The organism is Priestia sp. FSL R5-0597 (assembly GCF_038006305.1).
Classification (GTDB): Bacteria; Bacillota; Bacilli; order Bacillales; family Bacillaceae_H; genus Priestia; species Priestia zanthoxyli.
The window spans coordinates 1,143,395-1,167,200 of sequence record NZ_JBBOUZ010000001.1 but is presented as its reverse complement, the minus strand read 5'-3'; the positions used below and the strand labels follow the sequence as shown (position 1 = coordinate 1,167,200).

The following is a 23,806-nucleotide window of genomic DNA, read 5'->3' as shown; positions in this document are numbered from 1 at the left end:
ATCTTGATTCTTCACACCTATTTCTCCTTTGTATCAGCTTTCGGCGAATGATAGCCTTTTTCGCCGTAAGGCTGCAGCTTCTCTAACCATTTCGCTTCTAGTTTTAGCAAATCCTTTTTTGAAAGTGCTTTTTCTTCTTCTCTTTTAATCGTTTCCAGCATCTCAATTGAAAAAGCATCCGCACCATACGTATTCCACTCATCTTGAAGCTCTTTATTTTGATGAGTGTTCGTCTTTAACGTGAACTTTACGCCGTTTAACGTTTTGATGTTAGGCGTAGAGCCAATATAAATCTTATCGTTGTGAAGGTTTTTAATTTGATACACGCCGCCTTCTGTTTTTACTTCTTTCGCTAGCTGCTTCATTTGTTTTTTATAGTCTTTTGAGTCCATACTCATCTCTGTCTCTCCTTTTCTCCAGTAGCTGCTTCCGTCTGCGCTGCGCTCTAAGAACCCGTACTCAATTAAATAGCGTCGCAGCACCGCATAGTCGTCATAAAAAGGTGTTAACCTATCATTTACTTCTTTTTCGGTATACGTTGCGCCAAACTCAAAATGCCCGCTTAATTCTTCAAGAACAACAAGACGGTGTTTTTCTTGCAAATGAAAAGTACGAAGCGGTCCGTTTAAACCTTGAGGAAAATTCTTCGCTAAAATCTTTTCACGCTCTTCATCACTGACGCTGTAGCGCTGACTTCTTCTAGTCGCAGTATTTGTTACGGGTACCGCCTTCTCTTCTTCCCCTTCATTTAACAGTTCCATCAGCGTTAAAAACACTTTTGCCTGACGCTCTTTTTTCTTTAACGTAAAGCGGTGATTCCGAATGGTGGATGAACTGCCGATTCCCATTTCTTTTTGAATATCACTATCGCTCTTTCCTTCTTTAAAAAACTTCACTAAATTTTTTTGATGATCTGAAAGACCGGTTACCTCTTTATCTAGCTCTATTAAATGATGAAACACAGACCCGTGCTGCTGTTCAATATGAAGCTTCATATAGCGTTTTGCTTCATAAAAAACACCTTCCAACGGATAAATAATGCCTTTTTCAATACTTTCACCGCACAGTAAGCAGTGGTAGTGATCTTCGCTTTCCCCGTACCCTTTCTTCATATCTTCAAAAGATGATTCCCAAAACAAGTCGTTTACCATTTAAATAGACACCTTTCTATTTTGTTTATTAATTTATAAACAAATATATTATATGTTTATTATTATGTCAATCTTACGTTTATGATACACAAAAAAACAGCAGTTTTCACTGCTGTTTCATGTTCCATTCACTTAAATACGGAAAATCCTTAGATACGACAGGCTCATCATTCAAAAGCGTAATTAACTCCAAGCTGTTACCGTCAGGGTCATTAAAGTACACGCAAGCCGCCGGCATCCACGTATGAACAATTGGCTCTGTCTGCGGCTTTCCAAACGACGTTTCTTCAGGTTCAATACCTTTTGAACGCAGCCACGTTAACGCTTCATGAATATCTGCGGCTTCAATTCCAAAAGCAAAGTGACTTCTTTTCAACTCTTTTTCGTCTGTTTCCCAAAGACCAAGCATTTGCTTTTGTTCCCCAACAAAGAAAAAAGCACAGCGCCGCTCTTCAATTTTATGAACAAACGTCAGCCCAAGATGTCTATAAAACTCAATCGAATCCTCCAAACTCCGAACCTGCACATGCGTCTCATAAATACTCTTAATCATAGCCTCTCCCCCATCCTTTCCTACTACTATAAGCCATTTCACACCAAACAGCTTCCTAACAAAGAATGAAAAACAATCATACTTAAGAACGAGAAACACTCACACAAACGTACAGCTTGGAAATCTCCAAGAGCACTATGGATTTGACTTTAACTAAGGTTTTGAGGCTACCCCGCAAGGGGTGCCTCAAAACCTTAGGTCTAGAAAAACCCCCATGGCTGCACTCTAGCCATGGGGGTTTTTCTACATCGATATATTAAGCGTGGGCTTTTGCGAGGCCTATGCAGATGCCGCCTGAAATAATCAGTACACTCGCAAGAGATACATAAAACAATTGACGCTTCGTTTTCTTTTCTCCCAAGAAGACAATACCGCCAAAGATAGAAATAACAATACCCATTTGCGATAATGAAAAACTTGTTGCTACGCCTAGTCTTGATTGAGATAAGAATAAGAACATGTTTCCAGATGCCCAGATTAGACCTGGTAAGATATTACGAATCGTATATTTGTTAAATGGCTTATGTTTGTATGTAATGATTAAACCGCCAATTAACATACCAATTGCTTGCGGGAATAGTGCTGCCCATGCGTCTACGTTGAAAATACGTGCGATAACGACGTAAACTAAGAATCCAAGACTTGAAATGATAAGAGTGATAACTCCTTTTTTCGTTTGTCCTGGAGTCCCTTGTGCTCCTTCTTTTTTACCGTCTAATGAAGAAAGCACAACGCCTGCTAGTATTAAAAGAATCGCAATAGATCCAAGCACAATCGTTTGAAGCGTTGACCATTCTTTAAATACAATAACACCAAAAAGAGCTGTTGATACTAATTGCATACCCGTTGAAATCGGCATTGACTTTGAAACACCAAGGTATGGAACACTTTTAAACTGATTACTTTGACCTACTGACCAGAACAAACCTGAAACAATTCCGACAATAACAAGCGTTGGCGTTAACACCGGCTGAACAATCATAAACTGAACAAATGAAAGGATTAAAGCTCCAATAATTGTTCCAAGCGTTTGACTGTAAGGTCCACCGCCCATCTTCATACTAACTAAAATCATGCTTCCCCACGCAACGGAAGGAAGAACACCTAGCAAAATATCCATCTTTCTCTTAACCTACTTTCCTATTTCTAATCTATGTACATCGTATGTAACGACCTGCTGCTTTTTTTTACCAAGGGCTACAGACTTGTTCCCCCTCGAATATTCCCCCAAAGGTTCACCTATGCGGATGATGCCTACCCCGCAAGGGGGGCATCAACCGCTTAGGTCTAGAAAATTTGATAGGACTGCTCTTTAGTCCTATCAAATTTTCTACATCGATAAAAATATATAACGTTTTCATAAATGGTGGTAAAACTGCTATTTCTTGCTGCTCGTATTATACTAACACGAACATTTATTATTTAGCTAGAAATTTTTTTGATTATTTTTTAAAAACAGAAAAAATTTTTTTCTTCTTGCTCCGCAGCTCGCTTTTTCCTCTTATGTGATCTGCAATCAGCAGAAACGGACGCCTCTGCTGATTGAAAATAAGAAGAGATAAAGCCTTTTCATTTTAGTTAGCTACAGGCTTACAAAATTGCTCGACTACTTCTTTGGCTGGAATGGAACTGATCGCACCTTTTCCAGTTGTCGTTAAGGCACCGCTTGCATTGGCAAAGCGCAAAATAGCATCGTGGTCTGAGTCAAGAATATCCGTTAAGTTTTCTTGTGACACATCGCGGCTTAATAGCTGATAAAGGAATCCGCCAATAAACGCATCTCCTGCACCTGTTGTATCAACAACCGCTACTTTGTAACCGTTTGATTCATAGACAGCTTCTTTTGTATAAAGCGTTGCGCCTTCTGCACCTTTTGTGAACACAACTACTTGAACGTCACCTGTAAATAGAGACTGAATCGCTTGCTGTTCATCTTCAATGCCTGTGATAAACGCTAGCTCGTCGTCTGAAATTTTGACAAAGTGCGCTTGAGGAATAAATTCTAAAATCGTTTGACGGCATAGCTCATGGTCTTTCCACAGTGGAAGACGTACATTTGGATCAAAGCTGATAACTCCGCCTTTTTCTTTCATGCTTTTAATCGCTTTCATATGAGCGTATTTCATAGGACTTTCAACTAAATCAACCGAACAGAAATGAAGAAGATCGTTGCTTGCAAACCAATCAGGGTTAATTTCGTCTTCCGTTAACAATAAATCTGCTGAAGGATTACGATAGAAGCTGAAATCTCTTTCTCCGTCTTCACGCAGAGAAACGAAAGCTAAAGCTGTGTTTGCTTCTTCTGTACGATAGACCATATCAGTACCTACTCCTACTTCACGAAGCGTATCTACTAGAAAGTCTCCAAACGCATCTTCTCCAACTTTTGTAATAAGCGCTGACTCATTACCGTATGTAGCAACAACTGCTGCAACGTTTGCCGGCGCTCCGCCTGGCACACGCGTAAACGATTCCACTTCTTTCAATTGAAGACCTTTTTGAGCTGGAATCATATCAATTAATACTTCACCGATACTAAATAACTTACCCATTCTATTCACCTTACTTTTCTTTTTTGTCATATTGTCATACTATGTTCCAAAAAATCCTTAAATCAAATTATACGTCCCAAACATCTTTTTCGTAAAGAGAAATTTCCAATTTATTTTAAAAAAATCGCAAATTATCGTTTTTTTCTCACAATCTTTTATTCATTAAACCTTTTCCATCCCTTGTCAAATCTGGGATTTAAATGACCTTGTTAAACAAAGATCACAAAATAAAAAAAGTTAATTTCCAGTTTAAACTGTTTATCTATTCACTTTTCGTTCGACATCTCTTTCCTTATTTCCTGTTTATTCGCCTCAGATATGCAAATAATGATAAAAATTCGTGTTTTTACCCCTATTTAAGAAGGAATAGCTTAAAACGTGTCGAATAGACTTAGGTAGGTATATGACATTATGTATGTTACACTAAATACAAGGCAAGGAAGGGAGAATCAGTCATGAAAATCAATGTTTTTCTAGACGACTATCGCAAATGCCCTGACGGTCATGTTTTAGCCGAAACGATTGACGAATGTATTGATCTTTTAAGATCATTCGATGTTGAACATTTGTCACTCGATCACGATTTACTCAGCAAGACACGGAATGGATTAATGCTCGTGCATTTTATGGTAAAACACCATTTATATGCCGATCGAATCACGATTCACTCCGCTAATCATTTAGGCAGCAAAGCAATGTACAACTGCTTTAAAGAAGCTCAAAAAGAGCATAAAATGCCAAACAACATTAAAATTCTAAGATGCCCTCTGCCTCTTCGATGATATCTGCACCCTCACACATTCATTTCAACAGAATCTGTTCGGATTCAATTCTCACAGACATCCTGTTTCTATAAAATGAAGAACAATACTGCTTGTTCGATACGTATAGATGTGAATACGCTTTAAGCAGTTTATATTATATAGAAGAAAACCGCTCTAAAATACCGTTATGATAGCTTTAAAAGCAGACTACATGGTACAAAGAGCGGTTTTTTTGCTATTTAGACAGTTTAGCAGAATCCAAGTCAGCTGAGAGAGAAGCCGGCTGCTTTTTAGCTTCTTTTAGCTGCCTAGCGTTCACAAACCAGTAGAGGCTTCCTACAAACAGTCCTCCCCCTACGATGTTTCCGAGCGTAACAGGAATTAAATTATGAAATAGTCCAGCAGCCGAAATCGCATCGGGATGCGGAAGCAATAAAGCCAGACTAAGAAACGTCATATTTGCCACGCTGTGCTCGTATCCTGAAGCAACAAATGCAAACAGCATCCAAAAAATAAGCATGATTTTTGCCGCATCGCTTTTAGTGCGCGAAGCCGTCCAAATCGCAAGACAAACAAGCCAGTTACAAAGGATGCCGCGAAAAAACAATTCACTAACCGGCAAATTCATTTTTTTAGCTGCCAGCGTCATGAGTAAATGGTTCGGTTCAATTCCTTTAAACAAACCGGTTCCGGTAATTAACAAACAAAGCCCAAACGCTCCTATCGCATTTCCGATAAAACACCACGTCCAGTTTTTGAACGTATCTTTCCATGTGGTGACCCCTGATAGCGTACTGACCGTATAAACCATATGATTCCCCGTAAACAATTCAGCTCCTGCAAATACAACAAGCAGGAGAGCAACAGCAAAAGATAACCCCATCACAAGAGAAACGACCGGTAAAGAAGCAGAAGCTAAAGGCGCTCCTACCGATAGAGCTAATATAACGCCAAGTCCCACGTAAGCACCCGCTAGCACAGCTAACAGCAAATAACTCAGCAAATGATCATTCACAAGCTTCGTTTTTTCACGGGCTAACTCATTCATTGACTGCAGTGAATTCTTAAACAAAAGCGTTTCCTCCTTTTATTCATACTAGACGCATACTTTTTCTTCTGTTTTTTCCAAAAACCACGAAAGAACAGAAGCTTGCTTCACCACTTCACCAATCACAATCATCGCGGGATTGCTGACTTGCTGCTCCGCAGCCGTATCTACAATTGTGCCAAGCGTTCCTGTAACCGTGCGCTGATAAACCGACGTGCCTTGTTCAATAAGAGCGACTGGCGTATCCGCGCTTTTCCCCGCGTCTAAAAGCTGACGGCAAATATAAGGCAAGTTTTTAACGCCCATATAAATCGCAAGCGTATCAACTCCTTTTGCTAAATGCTCCCAGCGAATACTTTCCGGCTTGCCGCTCAAGCAGTGTCCCGTCACAACCGCAAACGAACGGCTGAGCTCCCGATGCGTCACAGGAATTCCAGCATAGGCCGGTGCCGCGATGCCTGCTGTAATTCCTGGAACGACTTCAAACGGAATTCCGTTTTGAACGAGCACTTCTGCTTCTTCCCCGCCTCTTCCGAAAATAAACGGATCTCCGCCTTTTAACCGGACGACGGTGTTTCCTTTTCTTGCGTAGCATACAAGCAAATCATGAATAACCTCTTGAGAAACGCAGTGATCACCAGGCTTTTTCCCGCAGTAGACGAGTTCCGTTCCTTCTTTTGCATACTGAAGAAGAACAGGGTTCACTAATCGGTCATATAAAATAACGTCTGCTTTTTCTAAACATTTGGCTGCTTTTATTGTTAGCAAATCTGGATCTCCTGGTCCGGCTCCTACAATGTACACTTTTCCTGTTCTCATTTTTGCTTCGCTCCTTTTAGTGTGTCCCCTTGAATTTTTATGGCGCGTTGAAAATCAACGCGCCCCGTTACTTATTCTTCAATTAAAAGATACAGCAAATCTCCTTCAACAGACGCTTCGTACGTGTCTACACATCCGCTGTCAGGCTCTTGTACGTTACCGTCATGCAAGCAAATTTTCCAGTCGTGCATTGGACAAAACACCGAGTCGCCGCTCACGATTCCTTCACTTAGCACCCCGCCTTTATGCGGACAGCGGTTTTCAATTGCCCGTATTTTTCCGCTTGATAGCTTAAACACCGCAATTTCTTTTCCATTTACTTTCACTGTTTTACCAAGGCTTACCGGAAAATCATGAATCGACCCCACGCATACTTTTGTAATGTTTTTATTCACCATCTTTATTTCCCCCCAGCTTTATGATGTGACAACTGTTTCGAACAGCTCTTTTTTCGTCTTTTTGCTTTCGACGATTTCTTTCCAAGGATCACGGTACGTAGATAACGCTTCGTCCATACGCATATTCAGCTCTCTTCTCGTCTCAGCGTCATCAAGCACTGACTGAATGTGCGAAAGTCCCATGCGCTCAATCCATGCAGATGTACGCTCTAAGTAATTAGCCGTTTCTCGGTAATACTGCAAATAAGCTCCTGTAATGTCCATCAATTCTTCGTCTGTTTTTACTTTATACAACAAATCTCCGCCGCGAAGATGCGTACCTCCATTTCCGCCCACGTAAATTTCCCAGCCGCCGTCAATTCCAATAAAGCCAATATCTTTAATGCCTGACTCAGCACAGCTTCTTGGACAAGCAGATACAGCCATTTTCACTTTATGAGGCGTCCATAGTCCTTCAAATTTTTTCTCAAGCGCAATGCCAACGCCCATTGAATCCTGCGTTCCAAAACGGCAAAACTGTTCGCCGACGCATGTTTTCACCGTTCGCAGCGACTTACCGTACGCGTAGCCGGAAGGCATATCTAACTCTTCCCATACGCTAGGCAAATCTTCTTTTTTAACACCAAACAAATCAAGACGCTGACCACCCGTCACTTTTACGAGCGGAATTTCATATTTATCAACAACATCTGCAATTTTTCGTAAATCTTCTGCGTTTGTGACGCCTCCGTACATGCGAGGAACAACAGAATACGTGCCGTCTTTTTGAATATTTGCGTGCATGCGTTCATTCACAAATCGTGATTCACGTTCATCAACGTATCCGGTTGGATTCACCATACCTAAATAATAATTCAGCGCCGGACGGCATTTCGAACAGCCTTCTTCATTATTCCACCCAAGTACATTCATAACTTCACGCGTATGCGAAAGTCCTTTTGCTTTGATTTCTTCGACAACTTCATCTCGTGACAGAGTCGTACAGCCGCAAATCGCTTCTTTTTGAGCCGCTGCGTCAAAGTCAGCGCCAAGAGTATGCTGAAGCACTTCCGCTACAAGCGGTTTACATCCTCCGCAGGAGCGAGACGCACTTGTACAAGCTTTGATTTCATCAACCGATGAGCATCCTTGTTTTTGGATAGCTTCCACAATCGTACCTTTTGTGACGCCGTTACAGCCGCAAATAATATCATCCGCACTCATGCTTGCTACTAAGCTTTCACCCGCGTTAGCGCCAGATGGCTGTAAAATCGACACTTTTGCGACATCCGATACGTCTTCTTGCTTTTGTATCATTGAAAACAGTCGATTTCCGTCGCTGCTGTCTCCAAAAAGAACGGCTCCTACGATTTGATTGCCTCGCAAAACAAGTTTTTTATAAATGCCGTCTTGTTCATCGAACACTTTGATTGCTTTTTTCTCTTCATCTTCCGTGAAGTCTCCTGCCGAGAACACTTCAACACCTGATACTTTTAGCTGTGTTGATAAAACCGATCCTTCATAAGGCACTTTTTCTGCCCCGCAAATCGCTTTTGCTAATGCTTTTCCTTGTTCATACAAAGGTGCCACCAGTCCGTATACCATTCCTCTATGCTCTGCACATTCTCCAACCGCGTAGATGTTTGGAATATCCGTTTGCATATAGTCATTCACAACAATTCCTCGGTTTACGTCAAGTCCCGCTTCTTTTGCAAGCTGAACATTTGGCTTAATTCCAACGGCCATTACGACTAAATCAGCTTCTAAAAACGTCCCGTCTTTAAAAGATAATCCTTCAACTCGCTCATCGCCGACGATTTCCGCCGTTTGTTTTTCAAGCAAAAACTTCATGCCTTGTTTTTCTAATTCGTTTTGAAGCAGTTTGCCCGCTGTTGGATCGAGCTGACGTTCCATTAAATACGGAGCTAAATGAATCACAGATACGTCCATTCCCAAATTTAACAGTCCGCGCGCCGCTTCTAATCCAAGCAGTCCGCCTCCAATAACCGCTGCTTTTTTATACTGCTGAGAAGCCTGCAGCATTTCATCCGTGTCTTTTATATCTCGAAAAGCCGTAACTCCTTTTTTATCAGACCCTGGAATCGGAAGAATAAAAGGAAGAGAGCCCGTTGCTAAAATTAATTCATCATATGATTCTACTCTGCCGGTGTTTGTCGCTACTTCTTTTTTTACTGAATCGATACTCGTAACCGTTTCGCCCGTATATAATGTAATATTGTTTTCTTGATACCAGTTCCAATCGTTTAACGTAATGTCTTCAACATTCGTATCTCCTTGCAGCACTTTTGATAGTAAAATACGATTATAGTTCGGATGCGGCTCGCTTCCGAAAATCGTAATTTCAAACGCTTCGTTTGAAACCTTCAATACTTCTTCAATCGCTCGAACTCCAGCCATTCCATTTCCAATCAATACGAGTTTCTTTTTTTGCATCTTCCATTCCTCCCCTGGCGTCTATACCTGCTTGTTTCAAAGATATATTTTCTATGCATCTTTAAAGATACATTTAAGATATATGAATTTTCTGAATCGTTCAACTTATGTGTTAGGTTATCTAACACTATAATGGTATGTATGCGATTCCATTGCTTTAACAGCAAGCAAAAAAAATAACCGATAAGAGTCGGTTATTTTCTTCAGGTTATATGACAACATCTATACATTAATCAATAAATAAATAGTTTGGGCTCGTCGAAAAATTAAGATCAATTCCATCTGTCCACTCAACTTCCCTTTGTGCTCCCAGCATTGAAATAACTTTACCCTTGCCGCTCTTCAAAGTAATTTTTGAATTATGATTGGAGTCTCTAGTCCAATACACAAGCGCTTTTTTTTCAGTAGAATTGCGAAATTCAAGCAAATAGTCATCACTATTTTTTAAAGAGTACTTTTTCACAAAATGATAATCTTTTAGATTTGCGCTCAGTGTTTGAGCAGCTAAATACGTAAGTTTTGGGTTACCACTGTACCACATAACTCCAAAATTATGCTCTTTTTCATTTTCATCATATCCGTCATTCTTCCAATCGTACCATACACTCAAACCAATATTTTCCCATCGATTAATTAACATCATTCGTGTGTAGTACTCAGCTTGCTTCATTTCACTAATTTTCCTATTAGGTTTAGGAGCCATTGAATAACCCCATTCCCCTGCAAATAATTGAATACGTTTATACGTATAATCTTGTATCATCGCTTTTATTTTCTGATAATCTCCAGCAACTGTTTCAGGATCATCGTCTCTATATGGATGAACAGAAACTGCATCGATATAATCAAGCAAGTGGTAGCTGAACGTTTTATCTAACCACCTAAGAGATGTTCTATGAGTTCCAGAGAGGGCAGGTCCTACTATAAGGCTATGAGGATCTTCTTTTCGGATAACTGGTGCAGTTTTTTTCACAAGCTTCACATAGTTTTCATAGCTAGGTTGGGGGTTCCAAAAGGTTTCCGTATTAGGCTCATTCCATATTTCCCAAATCCCCTCTTGGTTTTTATAATGCTTAACTGTAGCATCTGCAAACTTAGCAAACGCTGCTCTGCCTTCAGGTGTTGTAATAGATCTCTGCTTCTCATAAAGAGGATTACTATACGTTAATATGTAGTATGGTTTTAAATCATACTTCTTGATCCAATTATTAATTTGATCATATCCTGTTTTTTCAAAATCATATTTTCCTTTTTTTGTTTCGACTCTTTCCCAAAAGATATCTATTCTTACCCACTTAAACCCAGCGTTCGCGATATTTTTCATATCATTTTCAGTAACATCCCTATGAATACTAACACCTAAACTATCTCCTATTTTTATATTATTGGGCTTAAGAGATTCTTCTTGAGTTCTAAATTTAAAACTTAAGAAAAGAAGAAATAAAATAAAAAATCCAATGAAAATCAAACGCTTTTTCTTATTTTTCATGTGTCCCCCCCTTAAATATTTTCAAGCATCAAAACTTTTCATTTTATGCCTTTTTTTGCTTTATGAGTCTATTTTACTTCATAAAATAGGCTAAAAACATAGAACAAAAAAGAAAATTTTTGCAAAATAAAAAGAGGATATACTTGTCCTCTTTTCATTTTCCCGTAAACCAATTCACAACATACTCTCCCCACACTTCATTTCCTTTTTTCGTTAAATTCCCGCTGTCTTTATTGATATACTCTCCTAAATGAAACGGCCAAATGAGCGAGTGATTCATATAATATAACCAGTTTGCTTCAGATACTCCCCTGATCGCTTCTACCCCTTCTTCGTAGGACTCGGTTTGTGAAATATATGGCTGTGAAGGCTGAACCATAAGGGTCTTTTTCAAGTCTTTGAGCTGATGAATTAGCTTGTCTGTATTTTCAAGCGTCTCATCTAGCGTAAGGTGCTGATAATCATTTTTAAGAGGTACTTCAAACAGAATAATGTTTGGCTGAAGTTGATCAATTTGATCGGCAATGTGTGAGGATAAAAGCTCATCGGTTGTCCCGTTACCATATGAAAGTGTTTTGACCGTAAATACATCACGTCCATATGTAGCTGCTAGTTCTTTTTTTAACTGCTGAGGCCACCCTGCTTCCTTTGCGGATGTGGCAACCACAAGAGTCAGAGGTTTTTTATTTGCGACAGACGACTCAATTTGCTTTGTAATAAAGTCTGGAAGATTTTTTGTATAAGCAGATACATCAGAAAACTGTTTTTCTTTATGTACAACAGCCGACTTCACTTCACTTGCCTGCGCTTCCGTTTGCTCCTGCCAGTGCTGCGTCCCCGCATACATCACCGCGCCGCACAAAACAGCCGCCGCCACATTTACCCCAACCATCGCCTTCATTCAATCTCCCCTTTACCCACTTTTTAAAAACCAACTATATTCTGCCCACCCAACTTACATTCAATAGAAAACACAAAAGGACAACCACAAAAATACTTCACTGAATTTGCCCAAAAAGGTTCACATATGCGGCAGGCTCAAACCCGCAAGGGAGGGTGACTGCCGCTTAGGTCTAGCAACTCTACCATCACCGCTCTTCCGTGATGGTAGAGTTGCTACATCGATATATAAATAGTATAGATTAGTAGAAATTGGAATGGGGGACCTTTCGTACGTAAAATCTCTACAAATACACGTATACTTCGCATATTTCCTAGCGAAACGTGAAGTTTCCGGGGAAATTACGTCACGTTTCTTAAAAAGAAAACATAATGTACGTTCATTCGCACATGTGATCTTCCCCTTGTACAGTAGAGATACCGGCGGAATACAACAAAAACGCGTTTTTGAAAAAGGAATGCTACATGCAAAAAAGCTCGTTTGATCAAATCGCTTCATCTTTTCATCCATTAATTGTGTCGATGATTAAAAAATTTCATATTTACAAAGACTACGACGAATATTATCAAATTGCGTTAATTGGTTTATGGAGAGCGTATCAAAAATTTGACGAAAGCAAAGGCTCTTTTTCCGCTTATGCCTACACAACCGTGCGCGGTACGATCCTTTCTCATTTAAAAGGCACCATTTTATACGAAGAACGGGAAACACCAGCTGAGCAGAACCTACTTTCACTAAACGAAGATCACGCTCTTCCCGTTCCCCTAGAAAGTGAAATCATCAAGCAGCATATCGAACACTTAACTGGGAGAGAAAAAATCTATGTAATCGAACATCTGCTAGAAGGCTATCCGTATAAAGATATTTCCTATAAATACGGAGTCTCCACAGGAGCCGTTAAAAACTGGGGAAAAGCAGCTCGCAAAAAGCTAAAGGCCTCGCTTCTTCAGGATTAAGAAAAGGAGGAAGCTTATGATAAGCTTCCTCCTTCGGTTCATATGTGTAGTCCAAACAATTGTTCATATGTAGGACAAGTTTATTCGATAAATCGAACGCATTATGCCAAGACAACCGGACTTTCTAAACAGTAATTACGAATAACAGCCGCTCTGGCCAGCTTTTTTTCTAAACTATAATAAGAAAGCTTCACTGGAATGAACGTTCCATCTTTGAAGTGAATTAGCATGGAGGCTGGATCAACTGTAGCAAGCGTATGTGAAGTATGAACGTGAGAGGAGAAAATCCAAGCGCAGCTGTAGTCATTGGGCGAAGATGTAGGAAACGCAATAATCGCTTGTGAACGACTAATGACAAGAGGTGTAAGCTGTTTATAGGGAAATAGTTTTCGAACAGCGGCAATGGATCCTTTAAATGTACTTAACTCTCGAATACACGCTTCTTCTAATAATTGCTTACACGTCTTTCTTAGCATGTATTCTCCTGCTTCATCCAGCACCTTTGTGCAGTGTATAGGGTCGTTCACTGGAATCAATGCTTTTGTCGTCAAACCAACTTGATAGTTTTCATCATTTGTCATACATCTACCCCCTTTGCTACTTTATAACTATTCTATACTATCGAAACGGGAAAAATCCAGTCTTTTTTTCTCATTATTTGAAATGTTTTGAATATATTTAATATCCAAAGAAAAAAGCGCTGAAGCCAGCGCCTTTCTTTTAAATAAAAATGTCTAAAATAAGAACCATTGCAAACGCCGCAAATGATAGAATCGTTTCCATCACTGTCCACGTTTTTAACGTTTGAGCCACTGACATGTTGAAGAATTCTTTGATTAACCAGAAGCCAGAATCATTTACGTGCGATAGCATTACAGAACCTGCGCCTGTTGCCAGTACTAGCAGCTCTGGGCTTACGTTTGGCATGGTTGCTGCAATTGGTGCGACAATACCTGCTGCTGTGGTCATGGCTACTGTTGCTGAACCAACTGCTGCACGAATTAACCCGGCAATTACAAACGCTAGTACGATAGGAGAAAGATGTGCATCTTGAGCAAATCCTGCAATCGCGTCACCTACACCGCTTGCTGTTAAAATTTTATTAAAACCGCCGCCTGCACCGATGATTAAAATGATCGAAGCAACGGGTCCAAGACATTCGTTTGTGAATTTTAATAAATCGTCTTTGTTGTATCCTCTTGCAAAACCGAACGAATAAAAAGCAAACACTAGCGAAATTAACAGCGCTACGATTGGACTTCCGATAAAGTTTGTTACATAGCGAATCGTACTTGTTTCTGGATAAACAAACCCAGTAATTGTTGCTAAAAGCATTAATAGTACTGGAAGTAAAATCGTGAATAACGTAATGCCGAAACCAGGAAGATCTTTATGCTTCGACTCTGTGAACTGCTCCATAATTTCACCCGTTGGCTCTACGTGAACACGGCGTGAAATGAACGATCCGTAAATAGGACCTGCCACTGCTGCAGCTGGGAATGCCACAACTAATGAATACAAAATCGTTTTACCTAAATCTGCTTTGAAGATATCCACCGCTAGCATCGCTGCCGGGTGCGGAGGTACTAAACTGTGAACAACGGCTAAACCGGCAATTAATGATAAACCAATTTTAATAAGTGACGTACCCGTATGCTTGGCAATTACAAACACAAGCGGAATTAATAATACAACACCAACTTGGAAGAAGACCGGGATCCCGCAAATAACGGCTACAACCATCATGGCCCAGTGTACGTTCTTTTCACCGAATACTTTAATTAACGTGCGGGCAATACGCTCAGCTCCGCCTGACTCTGCCATCATTTTACCTAACATCGTTCCAAGACCAAGAACAATCGCGATAAACCCTAAGACGCTCGCTACGCCTTCTTGGAAAGCCGTTACGATATCAGGCAGCTTCATTCCTGAAATAAGACCCATAAACAAAGCCGCAACAATCAGCGCTACGAACGGATTTGTTTTAAACTTAGCAATTAAAAAGATTAGTCCAACAATCGATACAATCGCATACAGCAAAAGACTTGCTTCATGACTTAATCCAAATACTGAATTCATATGTTCATCCCCTTAGTGTGACCATTTTTCATGTACGTACATCCAAATAATGTATACGCTTTCAAATATTTTCTAAAGTGAACGCACCTCGTACGTTCACTTCTTTCTATTTACTTAGTAATTCAACCGTTTCACGAAGCGTTGTTTTGGCTCCGACGTTTCCAGGGAAAATGATGTACGCAATGCCTGGAAACTTGCTTTCCTCTCCCGTTACCCATACTGGAATGCCCGGCTTGATTTGTCCAGCAACCGTCGCACGCTTTACAGACAATCCGTTTACACCAATATCACTTGACGTAATGCCGCCTTTTGCGACGATAAAGTTTGGACGAACGTTTAAGCGGCGAACAATGCTTGTAACCGCATCTGAAATTTTCACCGATAATTTAAGCTCTTCTTCTTTTTTGCCTTCGCCAAGATCTAAGCGCTCGCGTCTTGTATAGACGGCTACCGTTTGACCTTTGGAAATAAGCTTCTCTGCTTCATTGATAATACGGTTCACTTCTTCTTCAAACTTTTCAGGTTCTAAGACAAGATGACAGTCAAATTCAATAAATTCAATGAAGCTGCATTTCTTTAATTCTTCTAACTGCTCCGTTGTTTTTTTGACGTGTGAACCAACCATAATTAATCCGCCGTTTGACGACTTTTCTTTAATGAGCTCTTCTTTTGTTAAAAGGTCTTTGTCGCTCACGCCGCCCATCACTTTTGTTAAAGCTGCAGCGCTTCGATACATAAAATGCTTTCCAAGCTTCATCGCGCGAAGAAGTGCAATCGTCACAACTTTTACGTCCACATAATCCACTGCGTTCACGACTACTTTGTTAAAGTCTTTCACTTCCATTAACTGATTTGTGATCGTCACTAAATCAAGTGCACGAATGCTTTCGAGCGAAATATATGTCGTATGACTTGCTTTAAATTTTCCTTCTGACTTTTCTTCCACCCACTCGCCTAAATGAGACTTACTGTAGCCAAACGTACGGTCTTTTGCAAACTCCGTTTCTCCTGCCGGCACTAAGTAGTCTTCATCTTGCACGTAGTGAATGTTATCAACTGTGAATCGTCCGCCTTCTTTAAAGAAAGGAAAGATCACTTCGCCGTCAAGCACTTGGTTTGAGTGCTGTTCAACGGTTTTCTTTAATACTTCCGTTTCTAACGGATAGTGACCGCGAAGAGTTGAATCACCTCTGCTGATAATTAAAAACTCTTTATTTAGTTCACCTGCTACCTCTGTAATAACAGCGGCAATGTCCGCGTGGGCTTTTTCCGTTTCAGAAGCGGTAAATCCGCGTGAATTTGTTAGAATAAAAAACATGGAGTTTTCTTCTAAAAACCCTTGCTTAATGCTGTCTTTGCTCCAGTCTGTGTACACGGAAATACCGTTAACCGTTTGAACACCCGTTGGATCATCGTCTAACACAATGATTTTTTGGTTGAACGTCAGAAGCTCTTCGTCGAGCATTTTTTGCACAAGTGCTTCATCGACCGCTGGAATGTTTGTAAATACATCGCTTACAAGACGCTTTTCCTGTTGTTTAATCATGCTTCCACCTTCTTTTTCACTTCAACGTTTGCTAATTTTTCATAGTACTGCACAATTCCGCCGTGATCATCGCTTGCTTTTCCGTCTACTTTTAACGCGTGGAAAATTTCCACAAGCTGACTTGAAAGCGGAAGCGGTACGCCAATGTCATGAGCCGTTTCCATCACGTTTGTCATATCTTTTAAGTTAATATCAATGCGTCCGCCTGCTACAAAGTTGCGGTCTAAAATAAGCGGCACTTTTGCATCTAATACAGCGCTTCCTGCTAATCCGCCGCGAATCGCTTGATACATTTTTTCAACGTCAATGCCTGCTTTGGCTGCTAGTACAAGTGCTTCAGACATCGCTGCAATATTTAAGTTTACAATCACTTGGTTTGCAAGCTTAGCCGTTACGCCGCTTCCATTATCACCAACAAGCGTTACCTCTGCTCCCATCGCATGAAGGATAGGTGAAACGCTCTCAAAGATGTGTTCGTTTCCTCCGACCATAATCGCAAGCGTGCCGTCAATTGCTTTTGGCTCTCCTCCGCTAACCGGAGCGTCTAGCATGTGAATTCCTTTTTGTGCAAGTTCAGCCGCAATTGCTTTTGATGCTACCGGTGAAATGGAACTCATATCGATGATAACGCTTCCTTCTTTTGCGCTATGAATTAACCCTTCTTCTCCAAGTACTACGCTTTTTACATGATGTGAAGCTGGAAGCATCGTGATCATCACGTCGCTGTTCACCGCAACTTCAGCAAGGCTTTCTGCTCCAAATCCTCCTGCTGCTTTCACTTCTTCCACTGCTGCTTTATTAATATCGTAAACCGTTACCTCAAAGCCTGCTTTTAATAAATTGAGCGTCATCGGTTTTCCCATAATTCCAAGTCCAATAAATCCAACGCGTTTTGTCATTTTCGTTTCCTCCCCTTGTTGTATACGTTTTCAAATGCGTTTTAAAAAAATGTATACGTTAAAATATTTTTTGTATACATTTCTGATAATTTTGTATACACTCATCATATTCGCATTCTATTTATTTGTCTAGCCTTTTTTTAAATGAAATTTATTTCTAAAAGCGAAACTTTCCGTCCCACCTTTTCACAAGTTATAGTATGATTTGGGTATACGCGTACAAAATGATTAAAAATAAAGAGAGAAAGAGACGAGATTTTCTCGTGTCGAATGCTAGAGGTGAAGTAGAGTATGTTAAGAAATCAAGGTTCTCGTTCGTCTCATCACCCTTCTTATGAGATGATTCGAGATAAAATTTTAAACGGTGAGCTTGAAGGCGGTACAAAAATCGTCGAAGAAAAATTAGCGAGCGAGCTTGGATTCAGCCGAACGCCGATTCGTGATTCCATCAGACGCTTAGAATATGAAGGACTGATTGTCCGAAAAAAAGTGGTGTCGCCGACAGAAAAAGATTTGCGCAACTTGTTTGAAGTGCGAATGCTGCTAGAAGGCTCAGCTTCTAAAGCTGCGGCAACTTTTTTGTCTGATAACGAATTAGAAGAGTTAAAGGAATGCGTAGACATCGGAAGAAACGGCTCGTTTGAAGACATTATGAGCGCGAATGAACGTTTTCACGCTATTATTGTGAACGCAAGCAACAATGACGTAATGATTAATATTATCGACCGCATGCAGTCCATCATTTACTTGTTCCGTCATACCGTGGTTTTTTACAACCGCCCATTTTTAATTGACGAACACGAAGACATTTATAACGCTATTAAAGAACGCAATGCTGAAAAAGCTGAAGCGTTAATGCAGGAACACCTTCAAAAAGACTTAGAGTTTTGCCTGCATTTACTTCAAAGAAGACAATAAAAAAGCTGCCGATTGGCAGCTTTTTTATACGTACATCTTTTCCTTTGTAGAAATATCAGCTAACTGTCCGCTGCTGTTTTTGAACACCACGTGCTTCTTTGAAAACTTTGCCGGTGAATCAATACCGGCAGCTGCGGCTAAATTAAACAATCCTTCACGTAATGACAGCACGTAGTTGCACACGCGGTATGACTTTTCTTCAATAATAAGCGCTTTTTGCAGCTTTGGATCTGTTGTCGCTACGCCCACGGGACACCTGTTATTGTGACAAACCTGCGCTTGAATACAGCCAACAGAAAACATAAAGCCTCTGGCAATATTAACGCAGTCAGCACCCAGTGATAAAGCCGTCGCAATTTTATCAGCCGTTAACAGCTTACCCGATGCAAAAAGCTTCACTTCATCGCGAACTCCATATTTTTTAAGCAGTTCATCCACAAAAGGAAGGCCTGAAAACAGCGGTACGCCGGCTCCATCTGCTAATTCTTGAAACGATGCCCCTGTTCCTCCTTCTGCTCCGTCGATCGTAATAAAGTCAGGACCGCTTCCCGTCTCTTTCATATACGCCGCCATTTCTTCAAGGTCGTTTGTGTTGCCGACAACCATTTTAATGCCTACTGGCTTGCCGCCTACATCTCGAAGTTTTTCAATAAACTGGAACATTTCAGGATACGAAGCGAACTCTTTGAAACGGTTGGGGCTGTCTACCGATTTTCCCGGCTTTAAGTTGCGGATTTCGGCGATTTCTTCCGTTACTTTTGAACCGTCTACGTGACCGCCTCGCGTTTTGGCTCCTTGGGCAAGCTTAATTTCAAACGCTTTGATTTGTTTCATTTCACTTTTCTTTTTAAACTCTTCCCATGAAAATTCGCCTTCTTTTGTCCGGACGCCAAAAAGCCCGGGACCAATTTGAAAAATGATATCCACATTTCCTTTTAAATGATACGGTGACAGGCCTCCTTCTCCCGTGTTCATCCACGTGCCGCCTGCTCGACCTAATCCTAGGGATAAAGCGGTAATCGCATGGTCACCAAGCGCTCCAAAGCTCATGCCTGATTGACCGATTAATCCTTTTACAACAAAGGGATTTTTGCATGAAGGCCCTATAACGACCGCCTCTTCATCCTGCAAATAAAACGGATCCGCTTCTTTTTCTTCTCGGTGCTCTCTTCGGCTAAATAAATTATCCGCGTCCATTTTATATACTTTTGTTTTAACTTTTGTCGTATTATCCGCTTTCATTTCATCGCGCTGCTTTGGAAACACCGCGTTTCGAATATAATAGCCCGGTTCGCTAAAATCACGCTCTGAGCCAAACCCCATCATTCGGTTGAGGTATTTACCCGACTTAACGGTTTGCTCGTATTGATTTCTAGAAAACGGCTTGCCTTCGTTATTATTTAAAAATAAATACTGACGCAGTTCAGGCCCCATTTTCTCAAAAATATAGCGCATTTTCCCAAGCAGCGGATAGTTTCTCAAAACCGAATGCTCTTCTTGCTTTTCATCTTTCATCCAAAGGATAACCGCAACAATAACCGGCACGATAATGACAAGCATCATGACCGCTCCAAAAATAAGTAAAATGATTTCAAACACTCCCATGATATCCCTCCTAAAAAGACTCTCCTGTAAGGAGAGTCACTGATTAAAGCATTCTGCTTAGTCCTTTACGAAGAGGCGGCATTTCGAGCTCATGTTCTTTAAAGAACTTTTTCATGATATGCTTCGAGTAATTTGCCGCTTGTCCAAATGAAATTTTGCCTGGAAGCGGCGGTTCATCCGCAACAACGACATCAATCACAACAGGAACATTCGCCAGCGCTGCTTTTTCAAAAGCGGTTTCGAGCTCTTCGTATTTTTCAACGCGGTAGCCGATTCCTCCGCATGATTCAGCGAACTTCGCAAAGTTCATTTCACCAAGCTGCGTTTGGTAATCCAAGTGACCTTGAATGGCTTGTTCATATTTAATCATGCCGATTTCACTGTTATTAAGGACGACGACAACAATCGGCAGCTTATACTTCACAGCCGTTACAAAGTCTTGCATGACCATCGTAAAGCCTCCGTCACCGCATACGGCTACCGATTGTTTTTCAGGATGAGCAAGCTTTCCTGCAATCGCAGCCGGAAGTCCGCAGCCCATCGTTGCCAGCCAGCTTGAAATCACAAATTTTTGATTTGTCATGCGGAAATGTCTCGCCATCCATACCGTCACGTTCCCGACATCAACAGATACAATCGCATCATCATCTACGATTTTTTGCAGCTTAGGAATAACTTGCTGCGGCTTGATTGGCGTGCTCACTTCGTTTTCTTCTTTTTCTACGTGCTTCCACCAGTTTTCCATATTAACTTGACACTCTTCTAAGAAACGGCGATTTTCTTGATAATCTAAATTATGCGCAAGCTGGGAGAGCGTCGTTTTAGAGTCTCCGACTAATCCAATCGATACAGGATAGCGTCTGCCGATTTGTGTAGCGTCAGAGTCCAGCTGAATCGCTTCAACCCCGTCCGGTAAAAACTCACGGTATGGAAACGAAGTTCCAATCATAATCAGCAAATCGGTTTCTTCCATCGCTTCATACGCCGGCTTTGTCCCAATTTGACCGAGCTGCCCTAGATTATAAGGGTGGTGATCAGGCAGTATTCCTTTACCCGGAAGCGTAAAGATAATCGGTGCCGCAATTTTTTCTGCAAACTGCGCTAACTCAAGCTTGGCGTGTTTGGCACCTGTTCCTGCCAAAATAACTGGTTTCTTAGCGTATTTAATCGCTAAAAGCGCTTTAGCTACATCTTCTGGGTCACTGTGAGAAATGGTTTTTGATACATTCGCAGTTGGTGTTTTTGAGTCAATTTTAATCGTTGAAGACGGAATATCATCTGGAATGACTAGAACCGCTACACCTTTTTTTGCATAAGCCGTTCGAATCGCTTGCTGCAGCAGATGAGGAAATGATTCAGGCGAATCTACTCGGTGATTAAACACCGACACATCGTCAAAAACGCGTTCTAAGTTTACTTCTTGAAATGATTCATTGCCAAGCTTCGCGCGTGGCACCTGTCCCGCTAGCACTAGCACTGGTGCACCATCTGCTTTGGCATCATATAAGCCGTTTAACAAGTGAATCGCACCCGGCCCTCCAATCGACAGACATACGCCGATTTTGCCTGTAATCTTAGCGTAAGAAGATGCCGCAAGTGCGCCTACTTCCTCGTGACGGACTTGAATAAACTCAATTTCATCTTTTTCACTTCGCAGATTGTCCATAAAATGATTGATTGAATCTCCCGGCATACCGAAAATGTGATCGATCTTCCATTCTTTTAATACCGACATAGCTGCCTTTCCAGCTGTAGTTTTTATCATATTCAGCCTTCCTTTCTTTAACTTTGTTTCTATTCCATACCACAATGAAAGAAAGACAAAACAAGGGACTTTCCCGTTTTTATGGAAAAGTCCCTTGTTTTTAGCTAAATAATTTAAATAAACTAAATTTTTTCATCGGCTCAGGCTCTAATTGATGCACCGGACGACCGTCGATAATTGCTTCTGCATTTTCAATAAAAAAATAAAGTTCTGAAGCACCGTACATATCGGAAATGTAATCATACGCTTTTGAAAGTGAATAGTCGTGGTAATTGCGAGCATGAACGCCAGAGGCAATCACGTGGGCGAAGCGGTATTTAATAAACGTACAGGCCGCTTTTCTTTCTTTTTTCCCGTTTAAACCGAGAATACTAGCAGCGCTTAGCTGAACGAGCACGCCTTTTTTAACAAGCTCATACAAACGCTCAGGGTGATCTCGGAAAATCGGGTGACATTCTGGTGAACGAAGAATAGGTACAATGCCTTTTGTGAGAAGATCAGACAGTATCTTTTCAAAATAAGGTGAGACATCATAGTCAGGCAGTGAAAGAAACAAATATTTATCGGTGTGATTAAGCGTAAGAAGCTGATTTCGATCATAGTTTCGCAGAAGTTGAGGCGATAAAGGGACAAGCTGACCTGGTAATACTTGAAGAGGAACACATGAATTTGTAAGCCATTCATTAGCTGCGTTCACATAGAGAAATAAATGGTGTTTCATAAACTCTTGATCGCTATCATAAAGCGGCGTAGCCACAACGGATTGAACGCCTTGATCCGCTAAGGAGCGTGCCATTTTCAAAAAGCCGTCTACTTCCTCAGGTCCGCTATCGATATTAGGCAATATGTACGTATGAATATCAATCACTTTATTTCCCTCCCTGCGCTTTGTATAGCTCTATTCTACGACGATTTTAAATGTGAAACTATGTATTCTTCTCGACATTTACCACCACGAACCCCGGAAAACCGCGTACTTTCCTGTCATCTACTTAACTAACAATATTTTACTATCATTCTTCATGAAAACGCAAACATAATTTGTAAAATAACTCCAAATAATGATGATAAAAGAAGGGTCTGGAATAGGTCTTTTTATGCAAATACCCTGATTAAACGAATGTTAATCAGGGTAAAAAGGGAAAAGTTAAAAGATTCCTAGGAATTTTGTTTTTTTGATGCGTTCAGGCTCATCTTTTAAAATAGAGTATCCATTAACAATAGCCTTGGCGTTTTCTATGAGGCTATCTCTAAGTTCTTCTCCATATTGGTGACCAATGACATCATATACTTTAGCCAAAGAAGCTTTTTGATATGTAGAAGGACTTGCACTTGAGCTAATTGCATGACATAAACCATGGTCCAACAGCTGAAAAGCCACTTTCTTTGTTTTACGACTATTCATTCCCAAAAGACTTTGGGCGTCTAATAAGAGAACCGCTCCTTGCTTAGCAATTTTGTATAAGGAATTAGTGTTTTCTTGAAATGATGGATATTTTTCTGGATGAAGGAAAACTGGAATCAGGCCTGATAATTGAAGATCATATACAAGCGTTTCTATATCGAATTGAAACCCTGATGGTGGTAACCGTAAATACAAGTATTTATCGTTGTCGTTGACTGTCATAAGTTGATGATTAGCATATTGGATGGGTATTTCTGAACTAGCCATTACTTCTTGAGCAGCTATTAAATGCAAGGGTATAAATTTACTGCTTAACAGTTCGTTAGCTTGTTGTACATACGTACTGATATTTTGACGGTGCATCCTACCACTTCCGTCATTGCAGGGCGCGACAACTGCCGTTGTGACACCTTGCTCCACAAGCTTTTTGGCTATTTCTGCAAATACAATTTCACTTTTGGGACCTTGTCCTATATTTAACAGCAAATGTGTATACAAATCTATCATTCCACTAGCCCCCTTAAA

Annotated in this window: 21 protein-coding genes; 3 read left to right on the top strand and 18 right to left on the bottom strand. The window is 40.7% G+C overall.

Going from position 1 to position 23,806, the window contains the following annotated elements:
* Nucleotides 1-17 precede the first annotated feature (17 nt).
* The 4 genes from MKX72_RS05915 to MKX72_RS05900 all read right to left on the bottom strand — a co-directional run bounded on the left by MKX72_RS05915 (nt 18) and on the right by MKX72_RS05900 (nt 4,256).
* A complete protein-coding gene (locus MKX72_RS05915; RefSeq protein WP_155008314.1) occupies nt 18-1,151 on the bottom strand; it encodes a DUF2087 domain-containing protein in 1,134 nt (377 codons plus the stop codon).
* Between the two features lie 106 nt (nt 1,152-1,257).
* Nucleotides 1,258-1,704, bottom strand: coding sequence for a VOC family protein (locus MKX72_RS05910; RefSeq protein ID WP_063247652.1), 447 nt, complete (start codon nt 1,702-1,704; stop codon nt 1,258-1,260).
* A 256-nt stretch (nt 1,705-1,960) separates the two neighbouring features.
* On the bottom strand, nt 1,961-2,824 hold the full coding sequence (locus MKX72_RS05905; protein WP_014461163.1) for a GRP family sugar transporter: 864 nt from the start codon (nt 2,822-2,824) through the stop codon (nt 1,961-1,963).
* A gap of 454 nt (nt 2,825-3,278) precedes the next feature.
* Complete coding sequence (locus tag MKX72_RS05900; protein ID WP_340758927.1) at nt 3,279-4,256, bottom strand: carbohydrate kinase family protein; 978 nt, start codon at nt 4,254-4,256, stop codon at nt 3,279-3,281.
* Between the two features lie 455 nt (nt 4,257-4,711).
* On the opposite strand from MKX72_RS05900, the gene MKX72_RS05895 reads away from it, so the two are divergent.
* Nucleotides 4,712-5,038 (top strand): cyclic-phosphate processing receiver domain-containing protein, encoded by a 327-nt coding sequence (locus MKX72_RS05895; RefSeq protein WP_014461165.1) that lies wholly within the window; start codon nt 4,712-4,714, stop codon nt 5,036-5,038.
* A 217-nt stretch (nt 5,039-5,255) separates the two neighbouring features.
* Here MKX72_RS05895 and MKX72_RS05890 read toward each other — a convergent pair whose 3' ends face one another.
* The 6 genes from MKX72_RS05890 to MKX72_RS05865 all read right to left on the bottom strand — a co-directional run bounded on the left by MKX72_RS05890 (nt 5,256) and on the right by MKX72_RS05865 (nt 12,108).
* Nucleotides 5,256-6,092: a formate/nitrite transporter family protein gene (locus MKX72_RS05890; protein ID WP_155008316.1), complete on the bottom strand. Its 837-nt coding sequence runs from the start codon at nt 6,090-6,092 to the stop codon at nt 5,256-5,258.
* A 24-nt stretch (nt 6,093-6,116) separates the two neighbouring features.
* Nucleotides 6,117-6,887 carry a uroporphyrinogen-III C-methyltransferase gene (gene cobA / locus MKX72_RS05885; protein WP_155008317.1) on the bottom strand — a complete coding sequence of 257 codons (771 nt, stop codon included), beginning with the start codon at nt 6,885-6,887 and terminating at the stop codon, nt 6,117-6,119.
* A gap of 71 nt (nt 6,888-6,958) precedes the next feature.
* Complete coding sequence (nirD, locus tag MKX72_RS05880; RefSeq protein WP_013055862.1) at nt 6,959-7,285, bottom strand: nitrite reductase small subunit NirD; 327 nt, start codon at nt 7,283-7,285, stop codon at nt 6,959-6,961.
* A gap of 18 nt (nt 7,286-7,303) precedes the next feature.
* Nucleotides 7,304-9,718, bottom strand: coding sequence for a nitrite reductase large subunit NirB (gene nirB, locus MKX72_RS05875; RefSeq protein ID WP_155008318.1), 2,415 nt, complete (start codon nt 9,716-9,718; stop codon nt 7,304-7,306).
* A gap of 229 nt (nt 9,719-9,947) precedes the next feature.
* The gene (locus tag MKX72_RS05870) at nt 9,948-11,207 is read right to left on the bottom strand and encodes a cellulase family glycosylhydrolase (protein ID WP_155008319.1); all 1,260 of its coding nucleotides are present in this window, start codon (nt 11,205-11,207) and stop codon (nt 9,948-9,950) included.
* Nucleotides 11,208-11,361: 154 nt separating this feature from the next.
* Nucleotides 11,362-12,108, bottom strand: coding sequence for an SGNH/GDSL hydrolase family protein (locus tag MKX72_RS05865; RefSeq protein WP_155008320.1), 747 nt, complete (start codon nt 12,106-12,108; stop codon nt 11,362-11,364).
* Nucleotides 12,109-12,572: 464 nt separating this feature from the next.
* Here MKX72_RS05865 and MKX72_RS05860 point away from each other — a divergent pair, with 464 nt between their 5' ends.
* Nucleotides 12,573-13,064 carry a sigma-70 family RNA polymerase sigma factor gene (locus MKX72_RS05860; protein WP_155008321.1) on the top strand — a complete coding sequence of 164 codons (492 nt, stop codon included), beginning with the start codon at nt 12,573-12,575 and terminating at the stop codon, nt 13,062-13,064.
* 101 nt (nt 13,065-13,165) lie between these two features.
* On the opposite strand, the gene MKX72_RS05855 is transcribed toward MKX72_RS05860, so the two are convergent.
* The 4 genes from MKX72_RS05855 to garR form a co-directional block, all read right to left on the bottom strand.
* A complete protein-coding gene (locus MKX72_RS05855) occupies nt 13,166-13,645 on the bottom strand; it encodes a competence protein ComK (RefSeq protein WP_155008322.1) in 480 nt (159 codons plus the stop codon).
* Between the two features lie 139 nt (nt 13,646-13,784).
* Entirely contained in the window at nt 13,785-15,143 is a 1,359-nt protein-coding gene (locus MKX72_RS05850; protein ID WP_013055857.1) for a GntT/GntP/DsdX family permease, read from the bottom strand.
* Between the two features lie 106 nt (nt 15,144-15,249).
* A complete protein-coding gene (locus MKX72_RS05845; RefSeq protein WP_155008323.1) occupies nt 15,250-16,689 on the bottom strand; it encodes a four-carbon acid sugar kinase family protein in 1,440 nt (479 codons plus the stop codon).
* Nucleotides 16,686-17,588 carry a 2-hydroxy-3-oxopropionate reductase gene (garR, locus tag MKX72_RS05840; protein WP_155008324.1) on the bottom strand — a complete coding sequence of 301 codons (903 nt, stop codon included), beginning with the start codon at nt 17,586-17,588 and terminating at the stop codon, nt 16,686-16,688. Before garR ends, MKX72_RS05845 begins: the two co-directional genes overlap by 4 nt.
* Nucleotides 17,589-17,879: 291 nt before the next feature.
* Here garR and MKX72_RS05835 point away from each other — a divergent pair, with 291 nt between their 5' ends.
* Nucleotides 17,880-18,506: a GntR family transcriptional regulator gene (locus MKX72_RS05835; protein WP_095379802.1), complete on the top strand. Its 627-nt coding sequence runs from the start codon at nt 17,880-17,882 to the stop codon at nt 18,504-18,506.
* Between the two features lie 24 nt (nt 18,507-18,530).
* On the opposite strand, the gene MKX72_RS05830 is transcribed toward MKX72_RS05835, so the two are convergent.
* The 4 genes from MKX72_RS05830 to MKX72_RS05815 form a co-directional block, all read right to left on the bottom strand.
* Entirely contained in the window at nt 18,531-20,111 is a 1,581-nt protein-coding gene (locus MKX72_RS05830; RefSeq protein WP_155008325.1) for an FMN-binding glutamate synthase family protein, read from the bottom strand.
* A gap of 43 nt (nt 20,112-20,154) precedes the next feature.
* Nucleotides 20,155-21,876 (bottom strand): pyruvate oxidase, encoded by a 1,722-nt coding sequence (locus tag MKX72_RS05825; protein WP_155008326.1) that lies wholly within the window; start codon nt 21,874-21,876, stop codon nt 20,155-20,157.
* A 100-nt stretch (nt 21,877-21,976) separates the two neighbouring features.
* Nucleotides 21,977-22,744 (bottom strand): tyrosine-protein phosphatase, encoded by a 768-nt coding sequence (locus MKX72_RS05820; protein WP_155008327.1) that lies wholly within the window; start codon nt 22,742-22,744, stop codon nt 21,977-21,979.
* 279 nt (nt 22,745-23,023) lie between these two features.
* Entirely contained in the window at nt 23,024-23,788 is a 765-nt protein-coding gene (locus MKX72_RS05815) for a CpsB/CapC family capsule biosynthesis tyrosine phosphatase (protein ID WP_155008328.1), read from the bottom strand.
* Nucleotides 23,789-23,806: the final 18 nt, after the last annotated feature.

Excerpts from the sequence above, each read along its gene's own strand:
- nirD (WP_013055862.1), bottom strand. The coding sequence starts at position 7,285 with ATGGTGAATAAAAACATTACAAAAGTATGCGTGGGGTCGATTCATGAT.
- MKX72_RS05815 (WP_155008328.1), bottom strand. The coding sequence starts at position 23,788 with ATGATAGATTTGTATACACATTTGCTGTTAAATATAGGACAAGGTCCC.
- MKX72_RS05870 (WP_155008319.1), bottom strand. The coding sequence starts at position 11,207 with ATGAAAAATAAGAAAAAGCGTTTGATTTTCATTGGATTTTTTATTTTA.
- MKX72_RS05835 (WP_095379802.1), top strand. The coding sequence starts at position 17,880 with ATGTTAAGAAATCAAGGTTCTCGTTCGTCTCATCACCCTTCTTATGAG.
- MKX72_RS05825 (WP_155008326.1), bottom strand. The coding sequence starts at position 21,876 with ATGATAAAAACTACAGCTGGAAAGGCAGCTATGTCGGTATTAAAAGAA.
- garR (WP_155008324.1), bottom strand. The coding sequence starts at position 17,588 with ATGACAAAACGCGTTGGATTTATTGGACTTGGAATTATGGGAAAACCG.
- nirB (WP_155008318.1), bottom strand. The coding sequence starts at position 9,718 with ATGCAAAAAAAGAAACTCGTATTGATTGGAAATGGAATGGCTGGAGTT.
- MKX72_RS05905 (WP_014461163.1), bottom strand. The coding sequence starts at position 2,824 with ATGGATATTTTGCTAGGTGTTCTTCCTTCCGTTGCGTGGGGAAGCATG.
- cobA (WP_155008317.1), bottom strand. The coding sequence starts at position 6,887 with ATGAGAACAGGAAAAGTGTACATTGTAGGAGCCGGACCAGGAGATCCA.
- MKX72_RS05865 (WP_155008320.1), bottom strand. The coding sequence starts at position 12,108 with ATGAAGGCGATGGTTGGGGTAAATGTGGCGGCGGCTGTTTTGTGCGGC.
- MKX72_RS05910 (WP_063247652.1), bottom strand. The coding sequence starts at position 1,704 with ATGATTAAGAGTATTTATGAGACGCATGTGCAGGTTCGGAGTTTGGAG.
- MKX72_RS05830 (WP_155008325.1), bottom strand. The coding sequence starts at position 20,111 with ATGGGAGTGTTTGAAATCATTTTACTTATTTTTGGAGCGGTCATGATG.
- MKX72_RS05895 (WP_014461165.1), top strand. The coding sequence starts at position 4,712 with ATGAAAATCAATGTTTTTCTAGACGACTATCGCAAATGCCCTGACGGT.
- MKX72_RS05845 (WP_155008323.1), bottom strand. The coding sequence starts at position 16,689 with ATGATTAAACAACAGGAAAAGCGTCTTGTAAGCGATGTATTTACAAAC.
- MKX72_RS05915 (WP_155008314.1), bottom strand. The coding sequence starts at position 1,151 with ATGGTAAACGACTTGTTTTGGGAATCATCTTTTGAAGATATGAAGAAA.
- MKX72_RS05855 (WP_155008322.1), bottom strand. The coding sequence starts at position 13,645 with ATGACAAATGATGAAAACTATCAAGTTGGTTTGACGACAAAAGCATTG.
- MKX72_RS05850 (WP_013055857.1), bottom strand. The coding sequence starts at position 15,143 with ATGAATTCAGTATTTGGATTAAGTCATGAAGCAAGTCTTTTGCTGTAT.
- MKX72_RS05860 (WP_155008321.1), top strand. The coding sequence starts at position 12,573 with ATGCAAAAAAGCTCGTTTGATCAAATCGCTTCATCTTTTCATCCATTA.
- MKX72_RS05900 (WP_340758927.1), bottom strand. The coding sequence starts at position 4,256 with ATGGGTAAGTTATTTAGTATCGGTGAAGTATTAATTGATATGATTCCA.